Source organism: Bradyrhizobium sp. JR4.1 (assembly GCF_040548605.1).
Lineage (GTDB): Bacteria > Pseudomonadota > Alphaproteobacteria > Rhizobiales > Xanthobacteraceae > Bradyrhizobium > Bradyrhizobium canariense.
In genome coordinates this window covers 1-22,362 of the sequence record NZ_JBEPRY010000050.1, presented here as the reverse complement: position 1 = coordinate 22,362, position 22,362 = coordinate 1, and the positions used below count along the sequence as shown (strand labels likewise).

Below are 22,362 nucleotides of genomic sequence, written 5' to 3'. Positions count from 1 at the left end.
CTTTGTCCTGCACCCCTTGGAACCGGGAGCTGGTGCCGTTTCTTAGGAATCGTTCTCCAGCGTCAGCTCCCCGATCTTGGCATGCAGCGACTTCAGATCGATCGCAGGCGTCGCCGGCGCAGCGCCGCCAGGTCTAAACACTCCGGAAGCGCCACCCTCCAGCTGCGCCTTCCACGCCGTAATCTGATTGGGGTAGACGTCGAACTGCTCGGCAAGCTGAGCTATCGTGCGGTCGCCCTTCACGGCGGCAAGCGCCACCTTCGCCTTGAAGGTCGGTGTGTGGTTTCGGCGTGCTCGTCTGCTCATCGTCGCTCCTGATCGCAGGCACCAGCGTGCCCGCTGTCAGGCAGAAACTCCACTTACCGACCTGTTCAAATTTGCGGAGCCGGCTCTCCTGACTATGGCCAGCACCTTGCCGCCCGGGTGTGGGCAGTCGGCCGTACAGCGGCCGGGCAAGGCACAGTCGGGGAAGCGGAGGGCATCCAAAACTGGCTCCCTGACAAGCGCCCACTGATCTCGATCAAAAACCTACGATCGGTCTGCCAGGCAGCTTGGCACAAGATCACGCAGCGTGGACCTTAAGTCCATTCAAGTGGAGCGAGTGTTTGCCCATCGCCACCCAGGTGCGGTGAACAAGAGGCATCAACACTTCGGCCGCGATCTTTGAGAGCTGCAGCTGTGCCCGCTGTTTATTCGCGTGTGCGCGGTCTTCGTTTCCCTATCTTATCCATCAAAGGAATGTGGCCATCGTGTCAACGAGGCTCCGGCATCAGCGTCTTGTTCGAAGCTGGCAAAGCTAAGCTATCCCATCTGGTAGCTCCCCAAGCGACCCCGCCGATATAATGTCGTTCTTCAACTAAGGAAGCGGTCGAGCCGCGCGTAAAGGGTCCAGCGTAAGCGATCGTCAAAGCGCCTGCCATACTACTCAGTTAAGCCGAGGGCTCTGCATGCTTGGCAAATGAAAGGAGAATCAGATGCCGCAGCGGAGCCCACTCTCTGAAAATGGTCGGCCGGCCGGGCATTTTCGGAACACCTCTTACATGATCAATAAGAGTCGTCCCTATTTCGATGCAGCCCATGAAGCTGGTGTGATGGCCGTCCATGGACGAGCCACGACCGGACGCGCCTTTGCTTTAGGATCCGGTCCACTTGAAGGTCGACCGGAAAAAACTGATTTCGTGCGATGTTCCTACCTTGGCCTGGACAATCATCCGCTGATCGTCGCTGGCGCGATCGATGCGATTGAGGCGCATCGGTCATTGCACTGGTCATGCGCACGAACGCGCCTCAATTTCGATCTCCTGGCGGAGCTTGAGGCGACCCTGTCGGAGATATTCTGCGCATCCGTGCTCGCCTTCTCCACTGTCATGCTCGCCAATCTAGGTGCGATGCCCCTCCTTTCCTCAGGGCAATTGACGGGCGGAAGAAAGCCGCTTGTCGTATTCGACCGCCTGGCGCACATATCGCTGGCCTATCACAAGCCAGTGGTCGCTGATGAAACCCGTCTGGAAACCATCGAGCACAACGACATCAGCGCTCTTGAGCGCTTGTGCCGCGAACATCCAGTGGTTGCTTACGTATGCGATGGTATTTACTCCATGGGGGGGAACGCGCCCATCAAAGAATTGCGGCAACTCCAGGAGCAGTACGGGCTCTTTCTCTATATCGATGATGCTCATGGAATATCGATCTTCGGACGCCAAGGTGAAGGATTTGCTCGATCTCAATTTCCGCAAGTGCTGGGTGACCGCACGATCATAGTAGCCTCGCTGGCTAAAGGCTTCGGCGCATCGGGCGGCATGGTGATGCTCGGAACGGCTGACCAAGAAGCTCTGTTTCGACGGTACTCCATTCCTTATGCGTTTTCGGTGCCGCCCAATCTGGCGGCGCTTGGTGCGGCGCTTGGCTCATGTAAGATTCACGGCTCCGCAGAACTCGGCGATCGGCAAAGGCGGTTAACGCAGCGTATTAAGCTCTTTGATCGTCATGTTGCAACCGCCCAGCAAGGAAACGCATTTCCCATCAGAATGATTGCAATAGGATCGGAAACCAAGGCGATTGCAATCACCAAAGAGCTTCTCGATGCTGGCTTCTACACTTCGGTGACGTTCTTCCCGACGGTCGCGCAAGGAAGGGCGGGCATTCGAGTGTGCATTACGGCCGATCATGAAGAAAAGGATATTGAGCGGTTGTGCGACTGCATCTTGGTTGCAGTGGCAGAAGCAACCGGAAAGCCATACCCTCTGCGGTGATGTGATGGCTCAGCCGCCTCGATCCATTGTTCGACGAAGGAGCTTCCGAAGCGCTTGGGCCAATGTTCTCGACGGGCCGGTGCTGGCTCCTTACGTGTTTGCGGCACTCTGATCATGCTGAAGCCAGAAAAACCCAGTGACTAAGGCGACCGGCGCGTTACGCTTGTGACCGGAGGAGCGCGCGGGATTGGATTGGGCATCGTGCGCCGGCTCTTGGTCGATGGCTATCGCGCCGCTTTTGTGTCGACAAAAGCGGAACACGTAGAGCGGGCGCTTAATCTTTTCGGCTGTGCAGAAGATCAATTCTATGCTGAAAGAATTGACGTAACGCGACACATGCTTAAGACAATGCACACAACCGTGCGATAGCGAAAGTAGGTAGCACCAAAGTAGGTAGTATCTCGATATATTATTGGTGTGTACGGTCAATTAGCATCTCGCCGTACAAGGCTATGCTGTAGCTAACTAATCTGAGGGCACCTAGGGAGTCTGCCGCATATTCAAGTGATGACACTCCCCGCAATCCCTTAGAGGTTAATGCGAAGCAAGGGAGATAGTCCGGCGATTTTCAGGTCGCCGGGCTGCTCAAATTGGCTCGATGTCACTCCAGAGACCCTCCGACAGTCCCGGAAGCCGAACAGCAAGGCCGAAAGTTGTGGCGCGGCGACGGTTGTTGGTTGGCCCACTCAACATTGGCAAAGAAAAGAGGAGGACATTGTGAACCGGGAGATTGCAGGTTCGAATATTTCGCCTGGATTTCTGAGCGCTGGGCGGTCCAACGAGAACTTTGTCCGGGCCCAAAAGGTCTTCCCAGGCGGCACCTCGCGGGTAACAATTGAGCGAAATCCGACTCCGCTCTACATCCAGCGTGGGATGGGCAGCTATCTGTTCGATGTTGATGGCCGCTCGTTTCTTGACCTTAATTGCAACTTTACGACGTTGATCCATGGACATGCCTTCGGGCCCGTTGTGGAAGCGCTAACGCATCAGCTCCAGCGCGGCACCTGCTTCGCAAATCCGACGGAGAGGGAGATCGAACTCGCTGAACTACTTTGCGGCCGCATTCCGCGGGTTGATCGTGTTCGTTTCGTCAATACGGGAACTGAGGCCGTGCTGTTTGCGATCAAAGCTGCGCGGGCCTTCACCGGACGTCCGAAGATTGCCAAGCTCGAGGGCGCCTACCATGGCGCCTATGACTGGGTCGAGGTCAGTCAAGCAGCGACGCCCGATAATTGGGGGGACGCCGTCGAGCCCAAGTCCACCGCCTTCTATCGCGGGATGCCTGCGAGCGTGCTCGACGAAGTAGTTGTGCTCCGTTTCAATGATGTTGAAGGGGTGCGCCGCTTGATATCATCGAATGCGCACGATCTTGCCGCCGTCATTCTGGATCCGATGCCGAGCCGCGGTGGCCTCGTTGCGCCAAAGCCTGAATTCATGGTCGCGGTGCAGGAATCTGCCCGCAAGAACGGCATTCTGGTGATTGCTGATGAGGTCCTCAATCTTAGGCAGAGTTTCCAGGGTGCTTCCGCACGTTACGGCCTTGTTCCGGACCTCATCACGATGGGCAAGATCATCGGTGGCGGTTTGCCGATTGGAGCAATCGGCGGTCGCGAGGACGTAATGAAGGTATTCGATGCCTCAGCGGGTCGGCCGCTGCTTCCGCAAGGCGGTACGTTCTCCGCCAATCCACTATCCATGACAGCGGGGCTGGCCGCAATGCGGCATCTGGATCAAGCGGCTTTTGCACATCTTGAGATCCTTGGAGATATTGTCCGGGACGGGATTTGTCGAGCTATCTCGGCCAGGGACGCGCCGCTGTGTGTGACCGGAGCCGCCTCACTGTTTCGCATCCATCCGAAGGCGCAAACCCCGAATGACTACCGCGAGGCCTATCTTACGCCTGCCGGAGCAGGTCGAATGAAGGAGCTCGTACGCTTCTTTGCGGAGAACGGCATCATCCTGCCGTATGGTGCTGCCGCATCGATCTCGAGACCGATGACGCGCGCCGACGCTGAGTTCATCGTGGAGGTGTTCGGCGGCTTTCTCGACAGCCATCAAGACATTTTCGGCCGATAACGGTACGCAAATGAACGCACTGTGTCGGCAGTGCTTTCCGGCATCATGATTGTTGAGATGCAATCAATGGGCCGACATCGACAGCTGTCAGTTAAAGGGCGAAGACCCCCAACCTGGCGGCCGCGCAGAAACGTGTTCAGAATTCCTTCCGGGATTTGGCCATGGGTGAACTTGCGTGGCAACAGCGTCGACGGAAGATCCGACTCGGTTCCCGGCCTCTTGGCGCAAGACCGAGGTCCACGTTTTCGCTGCTCGTGATAGTCCAACAGCCACTTTGCATGTTTACATAAGAGCATGGCGGTCTGTTTTCGCTCAACATTCGTCATTGCGCCGATTTATTAGGATCGCGCCTCGTGCTGACTGTGGGAAAAACAAGTTCGATCTCGCGAGATACCTCCTGGATAGCTTCTGGATGTTGGCCATTCTCGCACAGTGCGTATTTGAGCGCTTGCGCGCGACTCGCGAACAGGCCACCAAAAATACCATTCTGTTCGCGGACGACCCAGTTGCCAAAACGATTCTTGCCAACAAAGACGGTCGAGCTCGTGGAGCGTCCGGAAGGAAATTCGACAAGCTTCATGACCATGTGCCCATGAGTTTGCAGCTTCATCGTTTGGAAATCACCGCACATTTCATGCAATCGGTTCGCTGCAGAGCACGAGCGGACAATGGCCTACGTGTGTTGGTGCCCCGAGACCATCCCCGTTTTCGGCTGGGATAGACGAGCTGATCGGCTCGCTTAGTGTGCCCGCCGATGAGTTGTCCGCTAGCTTCAAGCAGCACGCCGCTATGGTGCCGTACTTGATTAAAGCTGCTGCACTTTCCTTGGGCTCATGTGCGCAACGAACACTACGCCGAACGTTCGCCGCCGCAGCGCAGCCAAGCGCAAACGACGTCATTGCCATCGGGATGTTAGCCAAGCTCGCTTGGCACCTCCGGGCGCAACCGCACCTGGTCCGCGATGCATCATCGTGATATTTTGTGAGTGCTGGTGGGATAAATGGAGTACCCATCGAACTTGGCATCTGCAGCTCCGTTCTTAGATCGCGATTAATGAATGGCGGGATTCGGTCCCGCTTTTTTTTGAGAGCCTTCAGGATTGTAGTCATCTGGCACGATCGTTGCTGATCGCGGTCACAAATTACGGCGCCTTAGCCGCGAACCGGTCAGCGATCTCGATGACGAAGTCTACAGCAAGCACGAAGCGACTCCCGCTACCAATTCTAGTAAGAAAGATCGTTCTCGCCTTCGCTGGAACGAGGAAATGTGCCCTGCCGCCGTTTGCGGCAATTGCGACATTGATGTTTGCCGCTTGGGCAGCAAGATAAATCCCGTCATCGAGGAGTACTATTTCGTTTTTCGACGTGAACGCGCCGGCTTGCGACCCTTACGCAAGGTCTTTGGCGGCGCCGCACCTTTGGGTGGTTGAAGAAAGAATTCAGACAAATGAACATCAAGCGTTTCTGCGATGCGCTCGAGAATATCGATTGTCGGGTTCTCCGATTGCTGCTCGATACCGCCCAAATAGGAGCGGTCAACCCGTGCATCGTACGCCAACCCCTCTTGCGATATACCGCGATCTACGCGGATCCGGCGCACATTCCAGGCCACAAGCGCACGAGCTTTCATGCGCTAAAGCAGCCATTCTGACGGCCATCAAACCACTGGCTATAACCGGCTTATTGCGGTAGGCTCGCCTCGAATACAGATGAGCAGAGTCCGCGCGTAAGCTAAGTGAAAGAGCTGGTACTGGATCCAGACGTCGCTATGTCGCGACGGACGAGCCAATGTGACGAGTTATGACGAGAAACATCCGATGTCGACCTCTTGATTCGGGCCGACGGCGCCGCACACAGGACGGCAGTTCTGCTGATCGCGCTCTGCGCGTAACGGACTGCGATCAGATGCATTCTGGCTTCGGTCTGAGCGAGCGAAATCGAAGGGAACGATGGGAACAGGCGCTGCCAGCCACTAATTGGCTTTGGCAAGGAATGTTCCTGCAGACCGCGGCAATCGGTTCTCTCCGAAGAGGCTCCGAATACGGCTACCTCGTTTGAATCGATGCTTCTCAATCTGGTACGACTTTCAGGCAGTGCCGCCCGATCCCAAGATCGCAAATTCCGCGCCTAACGCGCCCCAGCTCACGCCGTATGACGAGCAACATGCTGTCATCTATATGGGTCTGCTGGATGCCGAGGCCGATAAGGGTGATTGGCGCGATGTTGCGCGCATCGTGCTTGGTATGATCCCACCCTTGATCGGGATCGCGCCCGCCGTACTTTTGAAAGTCATCTGGCTCGCGCCAAGTGGGCGGCGCGTCAGGGCTTTCGGCATCTCCTGGAGCGCGGTTGGCCGAAGAGTGAGCAATGAATGCGTTCGAAAAGGGTGTGACTTCTGTTCATGTCCGATCGCAAAATTAGATAGTCCCATCGCGGAACTGCATTAGCAGCGAAGTTTTGCATCGGCACAATCAGAAATAGTCGCATTTATCGGGCTGCAATTCCTTGCGTGCGTTGGGTGACTGAGGGTCACCAGCGCTCCCGCCGACTAAGCAGGAGCGTGTATGACTCGATTTCGTCTGGTCGACTGGATCCGCCGGAGAGCGCAAAAACATACGGGGAAAGTGGTACAATGCCGGGTGCAAACTGGAAATCAGCGGAAGGCTATCCTGACGCCAAGAAAGCAGAAGCTGCGGACATAGCTTGGGAGTGGCTGCGCCGCAATTGCGGGTACCAAAGGGAGTATATGGCCCTGGCCGCCAGCGAACGATCCAGCGCGATGGCGGGCCGCTTCCGACAGCAGTGGGGGCTGTCTTTTCGCAGCTGATCCGCAAAAGACATTCGACCAACAAGCCATTTTCTGGCCGCCTGAAGTGCTGTCGACCGTGCTGTCCGTGCGCGCCGCTGTCCGCTCGACAGCGTCCAAACGGTACGATCTGGGTTTCAGCAAGCTAGCGGACAGCGAGCTTCGTTGCGCGCCGGACGGATGGCATGCCATCGTGGCGCTGGGAGGAGCGAAGCATCGCCTGTGGCTAAGCGAACTTCCATCGGGCGCCTCATCGGTTGCTGTCGACCTGCCGCTCGATCGCAATTTCGAGGTCCGTTTGCGGGCAGCTCATCGACTTTCGCTGGCGCTCGAACGGCGGCCCCTTGGACCACGTCCTCTGGCGCTGCCAATCTTGACCCGTCATCGGCTCATCCTCGCCTTGCGTGCAGTCGATGGGTCGCTGGAGGGAAATAACTATCGCGAGATCGCGCAAGGCCTATTCGGTAAGCATCGCATTCCCGATCGCGGCTGGAAAACAGACCATCTCCGCAGCCGGACCATTCGCCTAGTCCAGACGGGACTGCGTCTCATGCGAGTCGGCTATCGCGCATTGCTCCGTCGTAACCGCAAAGACAGGGGCGAGGGGTCCTGAGCTTTTGGTGGATGGTACGGTCCGGATATCTCACAAGACGATCCTAGTTGGCCGGTTTGAAGGCGGAAAGGGTTCTGGCGGGGGCGCGGTTAGCGTTTTGGAGTGCAAGTTGGCTGCGGTACTCGCCAAACAAAGCTTCGACGTCGATCGGGAACGGTCTGCATGTGCAAATGCATGCGCTAGCATTATTCAAAGCATCGAGAACTTCTGCTGTCACCGAATGCGCGGTTAGGCGGCTTCCGGAATTGCGGCCTTTTTACAGAGCCGAGCGACCCATCGGCAAAACGCACGAGCGACTTCGGGATTGTCACTTCGGTCCACCGCATAGGCCCGATACTGCATACCGCTTGGAGTACGCGATCCCGGTATCACATGGAGCGCCCCCGTGCGCACGAGATCGCTGACAATGATTTCAGGCGCTACCAGCAGGCATTTCCCGGTTATGACGGCCGGCAAAGCAAGGTAATTATGATCGTATCGCGCCCCCGACTTGATGTCCTTTGCGGTCAGGTTCATGGCCCTGAGCCATGTGGGCAGTATGTCGGGCCGCGATGTGATGTTCAGAATTGGCATCGAACGGGCAGTTGCGAGCGTTTTTCCCATGACATGATTTGGCGAGCCTACGCATACGAGCGTCTCATTGTGGATTGCCCAATCGTCAGCCGGCTCAACGACACAAAGATCGCGAGTAAGCAAGATGTCGAAATTGTCCGAGGATCTCGGCGGAGACAATGAACTGATCACGTCGACGACTACGCCGCCCATCTCAGCAGAGAACGCCTGGAGATTTGGAATCAGAAAAGAGTATGCGAAGGTGGAAAGAGACGTGCGGACCACGATTCGATTAGCGTCCGTTCGGCTTTTACGCCGCATTCTCTTCGCAGTGAAACACACCGTGTCGAGCGGTTCGGCAACGGCGTTCGCGAAGAGCCGACCGAATTCTGTCAATTCGCTCCGCCGGCCTCGCCGTTGTACAAGATCCGTACCAAAGTAGTCTTGTAACACAGCCAAATAACGACTGACCGAGCTCTGTGTCGTTCCCAATGAGCTCGCTGCACGCGTTACGCTACCCTCGCGCGCAATGGTCACAAACGCCCGGATAGCATTGAGAGGCACGTCATCGTGTTCGGCAGCCATCTTCTGCTCCGGTAGCTTCTGGATTGTCCGCCGATTGTCACGGCGGCCCGATTGCCAGTAATGAATGCTCCATCACATTATTCTATGTGCATAGCCGGATTACCGCGTATAAACGATATCTCGCGCACAAAATCCGCCTTCTCGGTACGGTTCGTGCGTCTGGCTCGCGAACATCGATTGCTTTCGACGTCTTTTTAAGAGGTGGATCTCCAGGTGTCACAAGGGTGACCGATCGCTGATGTCGCAATCGACATCGGGGGCCGTCTGGATGACAGGCCCGCTACCTCTCCACAGCGTCAGGATTGCGCCCGGGCAGGGCTCTGCTGAGTGCCGTCGCAAAAATCTCGACAATAGGTATCAGTCGCAGCGTTCAGCGAAGGAAGCGAGCTTCAGCCGCCTTGGCCTCGTGCATATTCTGGATCCTGAAAATCTCATCCACCGGCACAATATCCTTGTAGACGTTCTGGACGCCGCCGTCAGCGATGATCCGGCGGAAACTCTCCTGCATGGCGGTTGCAGCAGCACGGATGCCGTAATTGCCATAGATCATCATGCAAACATCGCCCAGCGTTTTGACCCGCTTGGCGTCGAGGTCAGGGTAGGCGTTTGGTACGATCACCAGCGGCACCGATCCGGTCCAGGCGCGCGAAAAGCTTTCGATTTCGCAAGGAGCCTTCCTTTTCGAATGGATCAGGATCATGTCCGCGCCAGCCTCCGCATAAGCGTGTGCCCGATGCAAGGCCTCCGCTTCGCCGAGGCTGGCGATCAAAGCTTCGGTGCGGGCAATGACGAGGAAATCCGGATCCGATCTTGCCGTGATGGCAGCCTCGATCTTTCCCTGGAATTCTTCAATGCGCAACAGGTCCTGACGGCCGTCGGCAACAAGGCTCGTCACTTTTGGAAAGGTCTTGTCCTCGATGACAACGGCGCTGGCGCCGGTCCGCTCATATTCCGTGATAGCGTGAATGACGTTGATCGCATTGCCATAGCCCGTATCAATGTCAGCGACGATCGGCAGCCTCGTGCGTCCGGCGATCGCCCGCAGCATGTCCAGATGCTGTGTCATCGAAATCAGGCTCATGTCCGGCAGACCATACAGCGCAGACAGCTCGAAGCCGGACGCCCACAGTCCGTCAAATCCGGCTTCTTGCGCGAGAATCGCTGAAAATGGGCTGTGGGCGGCCATGATGTGGACCAGGGCAGTCTCGGCCATGCGGGCGCGCAGGCTTTTGGCAGGGGCCATCAGATGATCTTTCAGGACAGGGTCGCGCAGGCTGCAATGATACGGTCGCAAGCCCGGGTGAGCTCCTCAAGCGAGGAAGCATAGGAAATCCGGATATAGGGCGAGGCCATGAAGCCGCTGCCGGGCACGACAGCCACGGCGAAAGCGTCGAGCAAATACATGGCGAAATCGGTGTCGCTTTCGATCACCTTGCCGTCCGGCGTGCGCTTGCCGATGACACCCGCGCAGGAGGGGAAAACATAAAAAGCGCCGTCCGGCACACGGCAAGCAAGCCCCTTGGCCTGATTCAGCTTGGCGACGACAAGGTCGCGGCGCTCCAAAAACGCGCGCGCGAACTCTTTGATATGGTCCCGACTCCCTGACAGCGCCTCGAGCGCGGCATATTGAGAAATCGAGCTGGTGTGCGAGGAGGTCTGGCCTTGGATGAGGTTCATGGCCTTGATCAGCGCCAGAGGTCCTGCACCGTAACCGACGCGCCAGCCCGTCATTGCGGCTGCCTTGGACACGCCGTTGACTGTTAAGGTGCGCTCGTAGAGGTCCGGCGCGACTGCAGCCATCGTTGCGAAGTCGGCGTCATAGGTGAGCTTTTCATAGATGTCGTCGGATAGCACGTGCACATGGGCATGCTCGCGCAACACCGCAGCGAGCGCGCGCAAATCACTTCGGCTGTAGACCGCCCCGGTGGGATTGCATGGCGAATTCAATATCAACCATTTGCTGCGCGGCGTGATCGCCTTCTTCAAGGCCTCGGAGCGCAGCTTGAAGCCATGGAGTTCATCGCAGGCGACGAGCACCGGCTTGCCGCCGGCCAGCGCCACCATGTCGGGATAGGAGACCCAGCATGGCGTCGGGATCACAACCTCATCGCCCGGATCGAGACTGGCGAAGAGTGCGTTGAACACGACCTGCTTGGCGCCGCAACCCACTGTGATCTGGTCAATACCGTAGTCGAGCCCATGATCGCGACGCAGGCTCTCGCGAATTGCTGCCCGCAGTGGCTTGATTCCGGCGACCGCCGTGTATTTCGTGTGCCCGTCGCGGATGGCCCGGATGCCAGCTTCACAGATGGCGGGCGGCGTGTCGAAATCCGGCTCGCCCTGGCTGAGCGTAATCACATCGGCGCCCTGATCGCGCAGCTCGGCGGCGCGAGCCGTCATGACCTTGGTTTGAGAGGGACGGACGACCTTGAGCCGTTCTGAAACGAGAGACAAGAGACAATATCCTATGCGTTCGAATGAGCGGTTTCGTGGGGATCTATCCGAACTCGAACGACCAAACTAACCCCGTGATCGCGGCTTTGGATAAAATCATCGAAGATTACGATAATTGTATCGCTTCTTCGTGCGGCTCTGTTGGGCGATCGCGCGGTGCTTTGCGTCGCAGCTCTTCCTCTTCATCAGCCTGAGCCAGGATCGCCGACCATCGCATGTTCGCAAGCTTACATCGACTTATTCGATGAATGTCATTCTGACGTAGCAGTTCAGGGTTTTAAGGTCGCGCACAATCGCGAATAGGCCTGAACGACACAAGCGCCCAATTTCGGTGGTCCGCCAAAGTCTGGGCCGATCTTAAGAATTCACGGTCGTGGCATTCGTATCAATGGAAGTGAAACCGGAGGCGGTGATGACCCGTATTGATCTGACGCGACGGCAAGCCATCGCAGGCGCCGTTGCCACAAGCGTGTTGGCCAGCACAGGCGCCGGCGCTGCGCAGGGCGAGCCTAAGACATGGACGCGTCGGCGCCTTCGGGTCGGCATGTCCGGATTTCCGCGATCCTTTGACCCGGTCATCGCGACCGATACTGCCATTCGTCGGATCATGCCGCAGCTTTTCGATACTCTGATTACCTTCGACCACGCCCACGACATGGCGCTACGGCCCGGCTTGGCCGAGCGTTGGGAGCGGGTCAATGCGCAGTCGCTGCGGCTGTTCCTGCGCAAGGGAGTGGCTTTCCATGACGGAACGCCTTTGACGGCCGAAGATGTTGCCTTTAGCCTTGGTCCTGACCACCTGCTGGGACCCGGACGCAGCGGAATGTCCGAGGCGCTTCAGTCGCTTGATCGGCTCGAGAAGGTCGAAATTGTCGATCCTTACACCGTCATTGTGCATGCAAAGGGCGGTGACGCGCTCCTCGAGCAGCGTCTGGCTGCTTGGGGATCGGAGATCGTCAGCCAGCGCGCCTTCGCGGCAGCAGGCTCCTGGGAGCGCTGGACCACAGCCCCTGTCGGAAGCGGTCCCTACAAGCTCGTCGATCACAAGCTCGATATTGGTGTCTCGTTGACCGCCCACGATGCGTATTGGGGCGGGCGGCCGCCGTTCGATGGCATCGAATACCGCATCATTCCCGAACTTTCCGCGCGCGTGAACGGCCTGCTCGCCAGCGAGCTCGACATCGCCACTGACATTCCGCCGGACCAGTTCGCGGGCATCCAGAAGCGTCCTGATCTCGAGGTCGTCGGTGGTGCCGTGCAGAATATCCGATCGCTCGTCTTCGATCAGACCGATCCCATTTTAAAGGATGCGCGTGTTCGCCGTGCGATGAGCCTTGCGCTCGACCGCAAACTGATCGTGCAGAGCTTGTGGCAGGACCGGCTCCCGATTCCGAACGGTTACCAGTTGCCGAGCTACGGCGAAGGCTACATCCACGAGTTCCCCTCGCTTGCCTATGATCCCGACAAAGCCAAGGAGCTGTTGGCCGAAGCGGGCTACAAGGGAGATCAGATCACCTATCGTCTGCTCAACAACTACTACCCCAATCAGGTCTCTGGCGCGCAGACCATGATCGAGATGTGGCGTGCGGTTGGCCTGAACGTCAAACTTCAGATGATGGAAAACTTCGCGCAAATTCAGCACCAGCCGGTGCGTGCCATCTTTGATACGTCCAATACGGCACTCTTTCTGGATCATCTCGGCCATCCCTGGCGTGAATACGGTCCGAGCGGCACCCTGCCAAAGTCAATTGGAATCTGGAGGAACGAGGAATATTTTGCGCTCGGCGCCAAGCTCCAGGACACCGTCCAGGCCGAACAGCGCCGGCCGATCATCCGTCGCATGCTCGAGATCATCAGCGAGATCGATCCACCCTGCGTGATCCTGCACGTATCGGGACAGTTCTATGGCAAGCGCCGCGACGTGCCGTGGCTGCCGGGGCTAACGCTCGACCTCAATTTCGGCCCGTTCAACAGAGCTCTGATCCGGACCTGATCGCGATGAGGCACACCTTGAATCAACCATTGTGCGATAGCAATCCCCCCTTGGAGCTAGCCCTCGGCCAGAGGTCTTGGCGATGAGCTGGTTTGACGACAACCTTGCCGCTGGCGATCTCGCAATCCTGTTCAAAGTCTCGTGGACGATCCGACGGGAGCGCCGCGCCGTCGGGGAGGCGCGGACGCCGCGCCGCATTCATCATGGCGTGGCTCCGATCTGCGCCGACGAGCTGATAGCGCACCGGAAAGTGACGGAGCGCCTTGAGATCGGACGCGAGGTCAAGGCTGTTGGGGGGGGCCGGCCCATGTTTAACAGCTGCACGAACATCGGTCGTTCCGAGGCGCATGGTACGCTCTCATTCGGGGGTGGGGTGCATTCGTGCTCCTTTGCCGACGTTGTCGATGCCGGCCGTTCCAGGCGCGCGCGCGCACCTGTCGCGCAATTGGCGCGCGGGGTAGGCACGCTTGCGGCCGATCGCCGAATGTCGGCCGAGTTGCCACCCGAGGATGCCGCTGTAGCATCGTTTCTCTCTTGCCGTGGCAAGGGCGGCGTTCCAGCCGACCTGGTGCGATCCCTATGATGCGGGAAGGGCAGGGACCTCGCATGGAGGCGCTTCTTCAGATCGCAGGTTTGCGTGTCGCGTTCGACTGTGTGCCCACGCTGCGCGGAATCGATCTCACTCTCGGGCGTGGCGAGTCGCTGGGCATGGTCGGCGAAAGCGGTTGCGGCAAATCCGTGACATGGCTTGCTGCGCTCGGACTGTTGACGCGGCGCGCTAAAATAACGGGCAGCGTACGCCTGGCCGGAGAGGAGCTGCTCCATGCGCCAGCCTCTCGCCTCGACAAGGTGCGCGGCGGGCAGATCGCCATGATCTTCCAGGACCCGGCGAGCGCGCTTAATCCTGTGCACACGGTGGGCCATCAGATCTCTGAGGCCCTGCGGCTCCATCGCAGCATGGACCGCCGCACGGCGCTTGCCGAAGCGCGACGTCTGCTCGACCAAGTCGGCATCCCCGATGCAGCGCGCCGGCTTGGCGCCTATCCGCACGAATTATCCGGCGGGCAGAACCAGCGCGTCATGATCGCCATGGCTCTTGCAGGCGAGCCCGACATCTTGATCGCTGATGAACCTACCACCGCCTTGGATGTCACTATTCAAGCGCAGATCCTTGAGCTTCTGCGGCAGATCCAGCGCGAGACAGGCATGGCGCTGGTCCTGATCTCGCATGATCTCGGCGTCGTCAGCGAGATCTGTGAACGCGTCATGGTCCTTTACGGGGGGCACATCGTCGAAGAATTGCCCGCCTACCGTCTGTTTGACCAACCTGCTCATCCATATACGAGAGGTCTTCTTGCGGCTCTTCCAAGTCTGGATGCGCCGCGGCAACGCCTCTCGGCCATCCCGGGTGTCGTGCCAAATGCAGCCGATTTTCCGCCAGGCTGTCCTTTCGCCCCTCGTTGCGATCGGCGGATCGGACGCTGCAGTGAATGGGCGATTGAGCTCGCCTCGCTGGATGGCGACATCAGACACAGGGCTGCCTGCTTGCATGTCACGAGCGAACCGCCCACGGGCGGGGTCGTGGCTGCATGACCGGGACTGCTCCGCCGATCCTCCGGGCCGATGGGCTTATCCGCCGTTATCGCTTGCGACAGGGCCTTTTCCACCGTTCGGTGATGGTCCACGCGGTCAATGGGCTCTCTCTACGGCTGGCTCGCGGCGAAACGCTCGGACTGGTTGGCGAATCCGGCTGCGGTAAGTCCACTACGGGCCGGCTCCTGATCGGCCTGGACCGACCGGATGCCGGCACGGTGACCTTCCGCGGAGAAGCCTTGCCTGCTATGGGCGATATTCGATGGCGCCGGCTCAGGATGCGAATCCAAATGGTGTTTCAGGATCCGCTAGGTGCGCTCGATCCCCGCCTGACGATCGGCGCGCAAATGGCCGAGCCTCTCGAAATTCATCGGCTTGGCAGCAAGTCGGAACGAGACGGGCGGGTCGATGCGCTTCTCGCCGATGTGGGGCTCAGGACCGATCACCTCAGGCGCTATCCGCACGAGCTTTCAGGCGGCCAGCGCCAGCGTGCCGTCCTGGCTCGTGCGCTTGCGACCGATCCAGATCTCATTGTCTGCGACGAGCCAGTATCGGCGCTCGACGTCTCGATCCAGGCGCAAGTGATCAATCTTCTACGTGACCTGCAGGAGCGGCGGCACATGGCGATGATCTTCATCAGCCATGATTTGCGAGTAGTCCGGCTGATCAGCGATCGGATTGCTGTGATGTATCTCGGCGCCATCGTCGAGGAAGGCGCCTCTGAGGCGGTTCTTCTGGATCCTTTGCATCCTTACTCGCGGGCGCTCGTTTCCGCGGTGCCCAGGCCGGGGAGACATCGGTCTCGCACGATCCTGCAAGGAGATCCGCCCGATCCGGCTGCGCGACCGGGCGGCTGCGCATTCCATCCTCGCTGTCCGGTAGCGCTTCCACTTTGCGCGCGGTTCGCCCCAAAGCTCAGATCCGCTCCTGACGGGCGCCGCGTCGCCTGCCATCTGATCGGCGATCATGGTGCCGAACTCGACAAGGAGGCATGATGGCTCGCTTCATAGCGGTCCGCTTGGCGCGCGCGTTGCTGACCATCGGAGTTGTGGTCACATTCGCATTCGTGGTGCTGCGCGCCTCTGGCGATCCCGCCCGCGCATTGTTGTCGCCGGAAACCCCTGCGGAAGCGGTCGAGGCCTTCCGAAAGGCCTGGGGGCTCGATGCGCCACTCTGGGTGCAATACGCCAGATACCTCCTTGCGGTCGTTCATGGAGATCTCGGTCAATCGATGCGTGACGGGCGTTCCGCGATTACCGTCGTCGCCGAGCGCATTCCTGTCACGCTGATGCTGACTGTGCCGGCACTGATCCTCAATCTGTTGATCGGCATTCCGGCCGGCATCTTCGCGGCCCTCAAACGAGATAGCATCGCGGATCGATTGGTGATGATGGTAGCCGTCGTGGGCTTCACCGTCCCATCTTTCGTGCTCGGCCTCGTGTTGGTACTGGCTTTCGCAGTCGAGCTCCCCTGGTTCCCCTCGGGCGGCGCCGGCGGTTGGCAGCATTTGGTGCTGCCTGTCATCACGCTCGGTCTGGGCGGCGCAGCTGTTTTGGCCCGCTTCAGCCGCAGCGCCATGCTCGAGGTCCTTGGACAGCCCTATATTCGAGCCGCCAGCGCCAAGGGCGTGCCTTGGCCCAGCGTCGTGACCGGCCACGCTCTGCCCAACGCCGCGATAGCGGTGCTGACCATCGTCGGCTTCATGGTTGGCAATCTCATCGCGGGAACGGTGCTCGTTGAAAGCGTGTTTTCGTGGCCAGGCATTGGCAGCCTTCTGGTCGTGTCAGTTGCGAGTCGTGATTTGGCTGTCGTCCAGTGCATCCTGCTCGTCGTGGCCGCCGCCATGATCACCACCAATGTCACGATCGATCTGCTCTATGGCATGCTCGATCCACGTTTGCGCGACTTGCGCTCTGGGAGGCGATAAGTGTCGAGCATTTCTGCAGAAAAAGTTCTGCCGTCTTCGAGGATGCGCAGGCTGTGGTGGTGGCGCGACCGCGCGATCGGAATAGCGGTTACCTGGCTGGTCATCATGCTTCTTGTCGCAGTTTTCGCTGATCGCCTCGCCCCTTATGACTATGCAGCCCTCGACCTTCATCATCGCCTCGCTGCACCTCTTGGCCTCGGCGGAACCATCGCGCATCCCTTCGGCTCGGATGAGCTTGGCCGGGACGTGCTGGCGCGCCTGGTCATATCGATCCGCATCAGCCTCCTTATTGCCTTCGGGGCGACGTTGATCGGCGCCGTCCTTGGCATCACGCTTGGCGTTTTGGCCGCTCACTTCCGCAGCTGGGTAGAGCAGGTCATCCTCGGTTGCGTTGATTTCCAGGCAAGCATGCCGTTTCTCGTCTTGGCACTCGCAGTGCTTGCTTTCTTCGGCAACTCTCTTCTCCTCTTCGTGGGACTCATTGGTCTGCACGGATGGGAACGCTACGCCCGCATCACCCGCGCGCTTGCGATGAGTTCCAACGAACAAGCCTATGTGATCGCCGTGCGCCAGCTTGGCGCGACGCCAAGGCGCGTCTACCTGCGCCACATCATGCCGAACATCGCGTCGACCTTGATCGTCACCGTGACGCTCGCGTTTCCGGACATCATTCTGCTCGAGAGCGGTCTTAGCTTTCTCGGACTTGGAGTGCAGCCGCCGTTTACGTCGCTTGGCAATATGGTCGGCTACGGTCGTGACTATCTGACTCGTGCTCCCTGGATCCTTGTGCTCCCTTCACTGGTCATCTCGCTCACGGCTTTGTCGATTTCGTTCGTCGGCGATTGGCTGCGCGACCGCATCGACAAGACATTATCATGAGGCCTCCCAGAACGCTGCTGTCGATTCTCAGCCCTGCGACTTCCCGCCTCTCGACAAGCTGCAGCGATCCGGCGGCGGCGTCATCGAATAGTAAAGGGCACTTCGTTGCCCGGAGGCAGGATCCGCCGGGAGACCCGAGCGGCTGGGCTTGATGGACTAGCTGGGCATGTGAGCTGTTGCTGGTCGCGACGCTAACCGTATGCTGTCGTCACGCGAGCATGGCGATAGCACCAGTCGGCTGCACGAGCCAATCATGCGGTAACGTACACGCGCGCCATCATCCTGGGCGCGAAGGCGAAACTTCAGGGCAGGCCACAATCTGCTGTCTTGCTGCATGCGGGCTTGATGCTGAGCTCAAGGATGAATGTCGACAACTGACGACGGGTTGCGGCGCGCGAGCATCACTTTTGGATTCCTGATCTTGGACCTGCGGCTGACGGGGCAATGGCGGGCTTCATCTCTCTGGGCGGAAAAGGAGAGAGGATACGGATCGCGCTGGTCGCGGGGGGCCGGGAGGTCGACCTGAGTCAGGAGACCATGCTTGTGGCGCGACTTATGACCGGTGCTCGTGGGCGTGAACTTGTATCAATGCCTCGCGCGTGCATGTTTGCACTAAGTTGACGCCGTACTTAAGACCCGACTGCTCAACGACCAAAAGGTCGCGTTTGGCGATCTGATCGCGTACTGCCTGCCTCAAGCTCAATGCTGGCCGGAAGTGGGCTGGCCGAAGAGCTGAGCTTACGCACTTTCCGGCTGAGTTTTGGTGAGCCTATTTCCGGCGACTGCCGCCCGCCACTCTCACTCTGCGTCACCTGATCGACGATGGAGACGGCTTCAAGGTCGTGCCTTTGGCATTCAGCGCAAGCGGCAATAATAAAGCACCATGCCGACTCCATAGTGCCCACATCAAGTTTCGGCCAAACGCAGCCTTAGCTCTGACCGAGCCATCTCGGCGCTGTAGGCGCGCGAAACGCCGGCTGAGATTTTAGCTGCAGATGCATTGTGCCCACATTCCATCCCTGAGGTGCTCATCACGAACGCAAAAGGAGGAGCCAAAAAGCTCCGTCATGCTCTGTGAACAGAGTCTTCTTCGATCGCTTGGGCCGTCGGCTCGCGATCGGTACTGCGCCTTGTTTTCAAGCCGATCGCGTTTTCGTGGAATTCCATCATCAAATCAGAACGTCTCATCGCACGATTTGATGTTTGTCACCGAATGTTTGCGTCCCAACGATACAGCCTCGCCCGCACAAGTTCTGACCCAGAGGATACGGCAATGACATTCTCAAATCTGAGCTCCCGACATCGAACGATCAAACGGCTTGTACTGACGTCAGCGGCAGGCTTATTCGCGTTGCAAGCTGCACAGGCAGCTGATCTTCCCGTCAAGGCCAAGGCGATCGAGTACGTGAAGGTTTGCTCGCCATATGGCGCCGGCTTCTACTACATTCCGGGCACGGACACGTGCATCAAGCTGGGTGGCTATCTGCGCGCTGACTTGGTGTTGAACAGCAACAGCGACTTTGACCCAGCAGCTAATGGTGTGGCGGGAGCTCGAAATCGCCTCAGCAATGACTACACCTGGCGGTCGCGGGAGAGCTTGAGCATCGACACGCGCACTGCGACCGAGTACGGCGCGGTTCGCACCTTCTTCCAAGGCGTGTTCAGCTGGACCTCGGGTGGCTATACCGGTGCCGGTGCAGGCGGCGCCGGAGGCGCAACCACCTATAACGCAGCTGCGTCCGGAGGACAGGGCACTGGAGCGATCGCACAGGGATCGCTCGGCGTCTACTCCGCATTTATCCAGTTCGCTGGCTTTACCGTGGGAAAGGCGGTCTCGCAGTTCTCCGCGCCTTGGACCAACTATCCGGCGAACGAATATGACGATTTACCCGGTGGCGGTGGCTGGGTCACCGGCGTGAACCAGTTGACCTATACCGCCGATTTCGGCCAAGGCATCACAGCGTCTCTCTCGGCGCAGGACCAAGTCGTTTATGGCACAACCAACATCTGGAACGTGAGCGGCGCAACGGCTGCCGGCCTCGCGACGGGGGCGTACGGCGCCAACGACATCGGCGCTTCGCGCTCTCCTGACCTTATCGCGATGGCGCGCATCGATCAGGGCTGGGGCCTCTTTCAGGCGTCATTTGCTGCGCACGATAACCATGCGGCCTATTACGGCGTTGACGAAACCACCGGCCATCCAGGCGACAAGTGGGGCTGGGCGGCTCAGTTGGCCTTATCACTCAAAAACATCCCGACTGGGGCAGGTGACACGATCAACTTGTCCGGCGCATATACGAATGGGGCGACCCGCTACAACTTCAACGACCTGATGGCGACAACGTACGCGATGTACGGCGGTACGGGCCCGGCTAGCGGTTACCAGAGCGTCGGCCTGGCCGGTCCGTCTGATTCCGTGTTCGTTGCAGGCGCCGGTCAGGAGTTGACCACGACCTACGGCTTCCGTGGTGGCTACACCCATAACTGGGATCCACAGTGGAATACGGCCGTTTATGGCGGGTGGGCCGCCGTTCGGTATGGAAGCACTGCCAAGAGCTACATTTGCGGTGCGTTCGTTGCGGGACTTGCGCTTTCGAGCGGCATGGCTGGCTGTAATCCCGACTTCAATTACGGGGTTGTTGGCCTCGTCACGCGGTGGACCCCGATCAGGAATCTGACCTTTACGGCTGACCTCGCCTACACCATGCTCGACCAAAAATACGCGAGCGGAAGCACGGTAACATTGCCGCTGCAGGCGGCCGTCGCCAAACCAGCTGCGACCTACGCGTTAAAGGACCAGAGTACGCTGACACTGTTGCTCCGAGCTCAGCGCAACTGGTGAGTCTCTGCCAAACCCAGCGAAAGGAGAAAAAAAGGCTCTATGAATCCACGTTAACCTCCAAGGAGGCCTTCGGCATGCCCGCCGGGGGCCTCCTACATCTATGGGCAATTTTTTGTCAAAGGGGGCGCGTCCGGTCCTTATGCGCAGATCCCGGTCCTTATGCGCAGATCCCGGTCCTTATGCGCAGATAAAGGCTCAAGCTGACACACCCGAGGCACTTGGGAGATCGAGTGCGCCAGTATGCTGGCGCATGGCCCCGCGACCCTTCTCACGAGCCTCAGTCTCGATGAAGATCATTGTTCGAGACATTCGCGATCTCCTTCAAAGATGACCGCAAGCAGCCCGGCATCGGGTTTGTTGAAATCCATCGCTCGGCCATCCAGGAAACGAATGATTCTGTACCACTACACATCCGCCGCAGGTCTCCATGGCATCGTGGCCAGCCGCTCGCTATGACGTCACACTATCGCTTTCTCAACGATACATCGGAGTTTCTGCACGGCTGGAAGATCGTGCTAGACGCAATCGACCGTCGTGGCGCCAAGATCAGAGATATCTCATCGCTTGCCTGGGAGACGGTCACATAGCAGCGAAGGTCATGGCTTCGTCGGATCTCTGACGTCTGAAGGTGATCTGCTCTCGCAATGGCGAGGCTACAATCGTGGACAAGGCTTCTCAATCGGCTTCAATGCAGACTGGCTTTTGCAGAACGCCGGGGCCCAGGACTTTGATATCACGCCGGTCCTCTATGACCGGAAGAACAACGAGCGGCGGCTGACGGGGCGGTGACGCTGCTCCTCGGACGCCTGGTGGAAGGGACGGATGAGCCGGAGGGCGCCCGCCCCCAAGTCAGGACCTGGTGGCCGCATGCGCTGAAGACAGCTCCCGTTCTCAAGAACCAACACTTCCAAGAGGAGCGCGAGTCGCGCCTGGTTTGGGTCGGAGTTTCCTGGCCTGCCGGCCTGAGGACGCGTGTCTCACCAGCCGGCCTTGTTCCATACCGGGCTTGTCAGTTCGACCAAGTCGTCATCAACAATGCCGCTCTGCATCCCAATAATTACGGCATCGAAGAAATCATCATCGCGCCCGCCTTGGGGCGACAGCAAACGATCGCGGTGGAAGCCGTACTGGCCACACATCGTATGCGCTTGACGATCAAGCGGTCGGAGATCCCTTATGGCGCGGACTGAGCGGCTTGCGCTTCCCGGTCCGAGCGGCTTTCAAATGGTCTGTAGTCTCCTGTCTCGCCTCTTGAAGACGTTCGATCTATGCGCGATAAGAAGCAAAGCCACAACTTGCGACCGATTTCCAGATGGGTTTCCGATTTTGCCGTAGTTTTAAGATTATCCCCGGCGTCCGCTTAAATCTAAGCGGCAGCGGAGCGAGCGTCTCGTTTGGCCCGCGCGGACTGCATTACACCATCGGGCCGCACGGCACGAGAACGACCGTCGGCCTGCCAGGCTCGGGCGTTTCGTGGACGTTCTATCAGCCCTACGCATCGGTTGGCGCATCGCCGCCCGCTCTGCCGGAAGCGCCCAATTCCCAAAGCCGTGAACCAATCGGTTCGGATGAAGGCACTGTCATCGACAGTGCTTCGATCGATGAACTGGTCGCCAAGTCATCATCGAGATTTCAGAGACCTTGACAGCCGGCCGATGCCGTTGGCGCCGATACAAGCTACTCATCGCGATATTGTCTGCGGCGCGGCAATCAGGATGGAAGTGCAGCGTCAATCAGGATGAGAGAGCTTCGCCGGGCTCGTGACGCAGGGAGGGCGTAGCCCGACCGGAG

General features: G+C 58.9%; 21 protein-coding genes and 1 pseudogene. 16 read left to right on the top strand and 6 right to left on the bottom strand.

Annotated features, from left to right (window positions below; genetic code table 11):
• Positions 1–48 precede the first annotated feature (48 nt).
• Positions 49–306, bottom strand: a pseudogene (locus tag ABIB90_RS40535) (transposase); the annotation flags it as partial.
• Between the two features lie 668 nt (positions 307–974).
• On the opposite strand from ABIB90_RS40535, the gene ABIB90_RS40530 reads away from it, so the two are divergent.
• The 3 genes from ABIB90_RS40530 (at position 975) to ABIB90_RS40520 (ending at position 4,328) form a co-directional block, all read left to right on the top strand.
• A complete protein-coding gene (locus ABIB90_RS40530) occupies positions 975–2,252 on the top strand; it encodes an aminotransferase class I/II-fold pyridoxal phosphate-dependent enzyme (protein ID WP_354202874.1) in 1,278 nt (425 codons plus the stop codon).
• 165 nt (positions 2,253–2,417) lie between these two features.
• The gene (locus tag ABIB90_RS40525) at positions 2,418–2,621 is read left to right on the top strand and encodes an SDR family NAD(P)-dependent oxidoreductase (protein WP_354202873.1); all 204 of its coding nucleotides are present in this window, start codon (positions 2,418–2,420) and stop codon (positions 2,619–2,621) included.
• Positions 2,622–2,969: 348 nt separating this feature from the next.
• Positions 2,970–4,328, top strand: coding sequence for an aspartate aminotransferase family protein (locus tag ABIB90_RS40520; protein ID WP_502918267.1), 1,359 nt, complete (start codon positions 2,970–2,972; stop codon positions 4,326–4,328).
• A gap of 322 nt (positions 4,329–4,650) precedes the next feature.
• Here ABIB90_RS40520 and ABIB90_RS40515 read toward each other — a convergent pair whose 3' ends face one another.
• Positions 4,651–4,908, bottom strand: a complete 258-nt coding sequence (locus ABIB90_RS40515; protein ID WP_354202876.1) for a hypothetical protein — start codon at positions 4,906–4,908, stop codon at positions 4,651–4,653.
• Between the two features lie 767 nt (positions 4,909–5,675).
• Positions 5,676–5,957: a helix-turn-helix domain-containing protein gene (locus tag ABIB90_RS40510; RefSeq protein ID WP_354101746.1), complete on the bottom strand. Its 282-nt coding sequence runs from the start codon at positions 5,955–5,957 to the stop codon at positions 5,676–5,678.
• Positions 5,958–6,420: 463 nt separating this feature from the next.
• On the opposite strand from ABIB90_RS40510, the gene ABIB90_RS40505 reads away from it, so the two are divergent.
• From ABIB90_RS40505 to ABIB90_RS40495, 3 genes are all read left to right on the top strand, one after another.
• Positions 6,421–6,774 carry a DUF2285 domain-containing protein gene (locus tag ABIB90_RS40505; protein WP_502918266.1) on the top strand — a complete coding sequence of 118 codons (354 nt, stop codon included), beginning with the start codon at positions 6,421–6,423 and terminating at the stop codon, positions 6,772–6,774.
• A 185-nt stretch (positions 6,775–6,959) separates the two neighbouring features.
• On the top strand, positions 6,960–7,154 hold the full coding sequence (locus ABIB90_RS40500) for a transcriptional regulator domain-containing protein (RefSeq protein ID WP_354202872.1): 195 nt from the start codon (positions 6,960–6,962) through the stop codon (positions 7,152–7,154).
• Positions 7,155–7,200: 46 nt separating this feature from the next.
• Entirely contained in the window at positions 7,201–7,746 is a 546-nt protein-coding gene (locus ABIB90_RS40495; protein WP_354202871.1) for a DUF2285 domain-containing protein, read from the top strand.
• Between the two features lie 228 nt (positions 7,747–7,974).
• On the opposite strand, the gene ABIB90_RS40490 is transcribed toward ABIB90_RS40495, so the two are convergent.
• The 3 genes from ABIB90_RS40490 to ABIB90_RS40480 form a co-directional block, all read right to left on the bottom strand.
• A complete protein-coding gene (locus tag ABIB90_RS40490) occupies positions 7,975–8,883 on the bottom strand; it encodes a LysR family transcriptional regulator (protein WP_354202870.1) in 909 nt (302 codons plus the stop codon).
• A gap of 370 nt (positions 8,884–9,253) precedes the next feature.
• Entirely contained in the window at positions 9,254–10,126 is an 873-nt protein-coding gene (locus tag ABIB90_RS40485; protein WP_354202869.1) for an isocitrate lyase/phosphoenolpyruvate mutase family protein, read from the bottom strand.
• Between the two features lie 11 nt (positions 10,127–10,137).
• Positions 10,138–11,337, bottom strand: coding sequence for a pyridoxal phosphate-dependent aminotransferase (locus ABIB90_RS40480; protein WP_354202868.1), 1,200 nt, complete (start codon positions 11,335–11,337; stop codon positions 10,138–10,140).
• 394 nt (positions 11,338–11,731) lie between these two features.
• Between ABIB90_RS40480 and ABIB90_RS40475 the strand changes: the two genes are divergently transcribed.
• The 10 genes from ABIB90_RS40475 (at position 11,732) to ABIB90_RS40430 (ending at position 22,216) form a co-directional block, all read left to right on the top strand.
• The gene (locus ABIB90_RS40475) at positions 11,732–13,330 is read left to right on the top strand and encodes an ABC transporter substrate-binding protein (RefSeq protein WP_354202867.1); all 1,599 of its coding nucleotides are present in this window, start codon (positions 11,732–11,734) and stop codon (positions 13,328–13,330) included.
• An 82-nt stretch (positions 13,331–13,412) separates the two neighbouring features.
• Positions 13,413–13,913, top strand: coding sequence for a hypothetical protein (locus ABIB90_RS40470; RefSeq protein WP_354202866.1), 501 nt, complete (start codon positions 13,413–13,415; stop codon positions 13,911–13,913).
• 23 nt (positions 13,914–13,936) lie between these two features.
• Positions 13,937–14,923, top strand: coding sequence for an ABC transporter ATP-binding protein (locus tag ABIB90_RS40465; RefSeq protein ID WP_354101855.1), 987 nt, complete (start codon positions 13,937–13,939; stop codon positions 14,921–14,923).
• On the top strand, positions 14,920–15,918 hold the full coding sequence (locus ABIB90_RS40460; RefSeq protein ID WP_354202865.1) for an ABC transporter ATP-binding protein: 999 nt from the start codon (positions 14,920–14,922) through the stop codon (positions 15,916–15,918). The genes ABIB90_RS40465 and ABIB90_RS40460 overlap by 4 nt, the downstream gene beginning before the upstream one ends.
• Positions 15,918–16,850 (top strand): ABC transporter permease, encoded by a 933-nt coding sequence (locus tag ABIB90_RS40455; RefSeq protein WP_354202864.1) that lies wholly within the window; start codon positions 15,918–15,920, stop codon positions 16,848–16,850. Before ABIB90_RS40460 ends, ABIB90_RS40455 begins: the two co-directional genes overlap by 1 nt.
• Before the next feature lie 42 nt (positions 16,851–16,892).
• Positions 16,893–17,729 (top strand): ABC transporter permease, encoded by an 837-nt coding sequence (locus ABIB90_RS40450; RefSeq protein ID WP_354202875.1) that lies wholly within the window; start codon positions 16,893–16,895, stop codon positions 17,727–17,729.
• A 1,273-nt stretch (positions 17,730–19,002) separates the two neighbouring features.
• On the top strand, positions 19,003–20,571 hold the full coding sequence (locus ABIB90_RS40445) for a porin (RefSeq protein ID WP_354202863.1): 1,569 nt from the start codon (positions 19,003–19,005) through the stop codon (positions 20,569–20,571).
• Between the two features lie 296 nt (positions 20,572–20,867).
• Positions 20,868–21,158 carry a hypothetical protein gene (locus ABIB90_RS40440; protein WP_354202862.1) on the top strand — a complete coding sequence of 97 codons (291 nt, stop codon included), beginning with the start codon at positions 20,868–20,870 and terminating at the stop codon, positions 21,156–21,158.
• 198 nt (positions 21,159–21,356) lie between these two features.
• On the top strand, positions 21,357–21,761 hold the full coding sequence (locus ABIB90_RS40435; protein ID WP_354202861.1) for a hypothetical protein: 405 nt from the start codon (positions 21,357–21,359) through the stop codon (positions 21,759–21,761).
• A 122-nt stretch (positions 21,762–21,883) separates the two neighbouring features.
• A complete protein-coding gene (locus ABIB90_RS40430) occupies positions 21,884–22,216 on the top strand; it encodes a DUF4236 domain-containing protein (RefSeq protein WP_354202860.1) in 333 nt (110 codons plus the stop codon).
• The last annotated feature ends 146 nt before the right edge of the window (positions 22,217–22,362 follow it).